The organism is Streptomyces nanshensis, from assembly GCF_001751255.1.
In the GTDB taxonomy this organism is placed as follows: Bacteria; Actinomycetota; Actinomycetes; order Streptomycetales; family Streptomycetaceae; genus Streptomyces; species Streptomyces nanshensis_A.
Window position 1 is genome coordinate 284 of record NZ_LJGW01000181.1, and the last position, 5,013, is coordinate 5,296.

General features: G+C 72.9%; 5 protein-coding genes. 3 read left to right on the top strand and 2 right to left on the bottom strand.

Going from position 1 to position 5,013, the window contains the following annotated elements; all coding sequences use genetic code 11:
• Positions 1–425: FAD-dependent oxidoreductase (locus AN218_RS38095; protein WP_244900396.1), on the bottom strand; the 425-nt coding region annotated here is incomplete at its 3' end.
• Between the two features lie 114 nt (positions 426–539).
• Here AN218_RS38095 and AN218_RS10980 point away from each other — a divergent pair.
• A complete protein-coding gene (locus AN218_RS10980; protein ID WP_070016602.1) occupies positions 540–2,048 on the top strand; it encodes an FAD-dependent oxidoreductase in 1,509 nt (502 codons plus the stop codon).
• Positions 2,049–2,204: 156 nt separating this feature from the next.
• Here the strand turns inward: AN218_RS10980 and hemE are convergent, their stop codons facing one another.
• Positions 2,205–3,284 carry a uroporphyrinogen decarboxylase gene (gene hemE / locus AN218_RS10985; RefSeq protein ID WP_070016604.1) on the bottom strand — a complete coding sequence of 360 codons (1,080 nt, stop codon included), beginning with the start codon at positions 3,282–3,284 and terminating at the stop codon, positions 2,205–2,207.
• 321 nt (positions 3,285–3,605) lie between these two features.
• Between hemE and AN218_RS10990 the strand changes: the two genes are divergently transcribed.
• Entirely contained in the window at positions 3,606–4,274 is a 669-nt protein-coding gene (locus AN218_RS10990) for a DUF3000 domain-containing protein (RefSeq protein ID WP_070016606.1), read from the top strand.
• 261 nt (positions 4,275–4,535) lie between these two features.
• On the top strand, positions 4,536–5,013 hold a 478-nt coding region (locus AN218_RS10995; protein WP_070016607.1), incomplete at its 3' end, for a response regulator.

A 5,013-nucleotide genomic window follows, 5' to 3' on the forward strand; every position in this document is an offset into this window, starting at 1 on the left:
TCGCCGATCGCGGCGTCCTCGCCGACCGGCTCGGGCGGCAACTCCGGCTCCCGCGCGACGCGGGCGACGCCCTCGGCGGAGAGCAGGCCGCGCAGCGCCTCGGCGTCCCCGGGCACGCCCATCACATGGCCCTTCGGCATCGGGCACAGCTCGCCGCGGGACCAGATCGCGGCACCGGCACCCGTCGGCGGTACGAGGGACTCCCCGAGCCCGGCCTCGCGTGCGAGGTCCACGCCCTCGGGGCGGCGCGCGAGCATCGACTCCGCGCCCAGGTCGACGGCGGCGCTCCCGGCGACGTCGCCCGTCAGCAGCTTGCCGCCCACGCGCGCGGACGCCTCCAGCACCGTCACCGACGCACCGTCCGCACACAGCCGTTGCGCCGCGGCGAGCCCGGAGATGCCGCCGCCGATCACGATCACATGCATGTGTCCATCGTCCCAGCGCGGGTACCGCCCCGCGTAACCAGGGCATGCACCGGGCCCGGAAGCGAGCCGGCGAGGGCCGGCGGCCCCGGCCCCGCAACGGGAGGAGCACAGGTCATGGCCGCTGCGCGCCGCATGGTCGTCGTCGGGGGTGACGCGGCGGGCATGACGGCCGCCTCGCAGGCCCGCAGGCTTCAGGGCCCGGACGAGCTGGAGATCGTCGCCTTCGAACGGGGCGACTTCTCCTCCTATTCCGCGTGCGGCATCCCGTACTGGATCGGCGGCGACGTCGCACAGCGCGACGACCTGATCGCCCGTACGCCCGAGGAGCACCGGGAACGGGGCATCGATCTGCGGATGCGCACCGAGGTCACGGCCCTCGACCTGGACGGCGGACGGGTGCGGGCGCGGGAGCTGCCGGGCCGCGGAGACGGGTCCCGGGACGGGACCGGGACCGGGGACGGTGCACGGAGCGGAGCCGAACTCCGGGAGTACTGGACGGAGTTCGACGACCTCGTCCTGGCGACCGGCGCCCGCCCGACGCGCCCGCCGCTGCCCGGCATCGACGCGGAGGGCGTGCACGGCGTGCAGTCCCTGGAGGACGGCCAGGCGCTGCTGGACGCGCTGGAGCGCGCAGACCGGAGAGCGGACGGGGCCGCCCTGCGGGCCGTCGTCGTCGGCGCGGGCTACATCGGCGTGGAGATGGCCGAGGCCCTGGTACGGCGGAAGTACGAGGTGACCGTCCTCGACCAGGCACCGCAGCCCATGACCACCCTGGATCCCGACATGGGCGAGCTGGTACGCGAGTCGATGTGCGACATGGGCATGGAGGTGGTGACGGACGCGGCCGTCACCGCGATCGAGACCGCCGAACCGGACGCCGGCGGACGGAAGGGGGACGGACGGGAAGGGGACGGACGGAACGGGGGCCGGGTCACGGCGGTGACCACCGAGTCCGCCCGCTACCCGGCGGACGTCGTCGTACTCGGCCTCGGCGTCGCCCCGGAGACCTCGCTCGCGCGCGAGGCCGGACTGCCGCTCGGCGCCTCCGGCGGTCTGCTGACGGACCTCGCGATGCGCGTGCGCGGACGGGAGAACATCTGGGCCGGCGGCGACTGCGTCGAGGTCCTGGACCTGGTCTCGGGACGGACCCGCCACATCGCCCTCGGCACCCACGCCAACAAGCAGGGCCAGGTCATCGGCGCCAACATCGGCGGCGGCTATGGGACGTTCCCGGGGGTCGTCGGCACCGCCGTGAGCAAGGTCTGCGACCTGGAGATCGCACGTACGGGACTGCTGGAGGCCCAAGCCCGTGCGGTCGGGCTCCAGTTCGTGACGGTGACGGCCGAGGCGACCAGCCGCGCGGGCTACTTCCCCGGGAGCCGCCCGATGCGCGTCAAGATGCTCGCGGAACGCGGTACGGGCAAGCTCCTGGGCGCCCAGATCGTGGGCAGGGAGGGTGCGGGGAAGCGCGTCGACATCGCGGCGGTGGCACTGACCGCGGGCATGACGGTCGAGCAGATGACCTTCCTGGACCTGGGCTACGCGCCGCCCTTCTCTCCTGTGTGGGACCCGGTGCTGGTGGCGGCGCGAAAGGCGACGGCGGCGGTCAAGGAGAGGGGCTGACGGCTGACGGCGAAGGGATAGCAGTCGGCAGATGACAGAGAACGGATGACGCCTAACAGATGACAGATTTCAGAATCTGTCATCCGTCAGCCGCCGTCCGCCACGCCCAACCCCCGCTCCCCGCCCCGCACTTCGCCCCTCACTTCGCCCCGCACTTCACGTCGCCGTCTCCTCGTGTACGTACGCCACGAGCCGGGTCAGCGCGTCCGGGTCCGTCTCAGGAAGCACGCCGTGCCCCAGGTTGAAGATGTGGCCGTCCAGCCCGCGTGCCGCGTCCAGCGTCCGCCGGGCCTGCTCCTCCACCGCCTCGCGCGGAGCGAACAGCACCGCCGGGTCCAGGTTCCCCTGTACCGCGTGCCCCGGCCCCACGCGCCGGGCGGCCTCGTCCAGCGGCACCCGCCAGTCCGCCCCGACGACGTCCGCGCCCGCCTCCCCCATGGCGCCGAGCAGTTCGCCCGTGCCGACGCCGAAGTGGATGCGCGGCACCCCGTAGCCGGCGACCGCGTCGAAGACCTTCGCGGAGGCGGGCAGTACGGACCGCCGGTAGTCCGCCTCCGACAGGGCGCCCGCCCAGGAGTCGAAGAGCTGCACGGCCGAGGCGCCCGCCTCGATCTGCACCTTCAGGAACGTCCCGGTGATGACGGCCAGCCGCTCCAGCAGCGCCGCCCACAGTTCGGGATCGCCGTACATCATCGCCTTCGTACGCTCGTGGTTGCGCGAGGGCCCGCCCTCCACGAGATAGCTGGCCAGCGTGAACGGGGCGCCCGCGAAGCCGATGAGGGGCGTGCCGCCCAGCTCGCGCGTGAGGAGCCGTACGGCCTCCGTGACGTATGCGACGTCCTCCGGTTCCAGCGGCCGCAGCCGCTCGAGGTCGGCACGCGTCCGCACGGGCCGCTCCACGACGGGACCCACGCCGGGCTTGATGTCCAGGTCGACGCCGATCGCCCTGAGAGGTACGACGATGTCGCTGAAGTAGATCGCGGCGTCGACGCCGTGACGGCGTACGGGCTGGAGCGTGATCTCCGTGACCAGTTCGGGGCGCATGCACGAGTCGAGCATCGCGATGCCCTCGCGCACCTTCCGGTACTCGGGAAGCGACCGCCCCGCCTGCCGCATGAACCACACCGGTGTGTGCGGCACCGGTTCACGGCGGCAGGCCCGGAGAAAGACGGAGTCGTGCGGGTCGGTCGGATGGCCCGGCTGGGAGGCGCCCGGCAGGGATTCGTCAGCACTCACGCCCCGCAGTCTCCCACGCTCCCGGAGCGCCGCCGACCGCCGAGGGCGGCCTCCGGAACGGGATCGGGGAAGGGTCGGGGCAGGGTCGTGGCGGGGCCGGCGCGACGACGGGAACGCACCGTCACCGCGTTCCGCCCCGGCGGGCGGCACCGGTCCGCAAGCACCCGTCAGTTGTCAGCCAATCTCCCGGACCGGCCCGCCGTACGTCCCTGCGCTGACCGCCCCGCGAGCCGTTCCGCTTCTTCAACACCCACCGTTCTTCGGCCACTTGCGAGTGTCCCTACCGGTGAGACCCGCCGGCTCGCCCTAACCTTGCGCCCCATGGCAGCGGGACGACCAAGGATGACGGAGGGCTCCGGCAGCTCGGACGGCGGAGGCGGAGACACCCCGCCCCCCTTCCAGCGCGCGACGGCGGCCCTGAACGCGGCACGCACCCGCCCGGAGGTGCAGCTCTCCTCGCTGCCGGCGCCGAAACGTCTCGCACCCTTCTCCTGCGCGGTGTCGGCCGCCGTCATGGATCCCGCGGACGACGAGGCGGAGTTGGCGGACGGCCGCTTCGTCCTGCTCCACGACCCCTCGGGACAGGAGTCGTGGCACAGCACCTTCCGCGTCGTCACCCTCGCCCGTACCGAACTGGAACCGGAGATCGCGGGCGACCCGCTGCTGCCCGAGGTGACCTGGTCCTGGCTGACGGGTGCGCTGGAGGCACAGTCGGCCGCGTACTCGGACTCCAGCGGAACAGTGACGCGCTCCGGCTCCTCCTACTTCGGCGGTCTGGAGGAGCGCCCTCCGCAGACGGAGTTGGAGATCCGCGCGAGCTGGACACCCCGCCCCGACGACCCCGCGGCACCGGACGCGCTGCCCGACATGGCCGCCCATCTCCTCGCGTGGACGGAGCTGCTGTGCCAGTGCGCCGGGCTCCCGCCGGAGGCGGGCGAGGGAAGCTCCGTCGTCTCGCTGCCCAAGCGCCGGGGACCGCAGCCGCTGTGACCGCACGACAGCCGCTGTGACCGTACGACCGGTGATCGGCGGGGGCGTTCGGAGCCTGCCGGAGCCGGTCGCGGCCGCGTTCCCCCACCGCGTCGAGCGGCTGTCCGATTCGGGAAATATCGGTCATCAATTGGTGATCATTCCCTAAAGCAGCTCCCCCGAGCTGCCGAAGAGGTCTATGACCCTTCCACACGGAACTCCCCGGCTCACCGCGCACGGTTACCGGAATCGTTCCGTCCGCAGCCAGCCCTCGGAGGCCCGGTGTCTGTTCTTCTTGAGCACCCCACAAGCCTGGTCGCCTACCGCCCCAACAAACCGACGGCCATGGTCGTCGTGGCCGACCCCCGCGTCCGCTCCACCGTGACCCGACATCTGTGGGCTCTCGGTGTGCGTGACGTGATCGAGGCGTCGTCCATCGCGGAGGCACGTCCCCGAGTCGGCAATCCACGCGACATCTGCGTGGCCGACGTCCACCTCCCGGACGGTTCGGGCCTCAGCCTGCTGTCCGAGACCCGAGCCGCGGGCTGGCCGAACGGCCTCGCCCTCTCCGCCGCCGACGACATCGGCGCCGTACGCAACGCCCTCGCGGGCGGCGTCAAGGGCTATGTCGTCACCGGCACCCGCAACAACCTCGGCGCCATGCCCACCCGGCACGGTGCCGCCCCTATCGGCGCCGCCGCCGCGCGGATGCACCGCCGCCCCGGCGGCGGCCCCGGCGGTCCGGGCCACCCCGGCGGTC

Coding starts and splice junctions, on each gene's coding strand:
- AN218_RS10980 (WP_070016602.1), top strand. CDS start 540: ATGGCCGCTGCGCGCCGCATGGTCGTCGTCGGGGGTGACGCGGCGGGC.
- AN218_RS10990 (WP_070016606.1), top strand. CDS start 3,606: ATGGCAGCGGGACGACCAAGGATGACGGAGGGCTCCGGCAGCTCGGAC.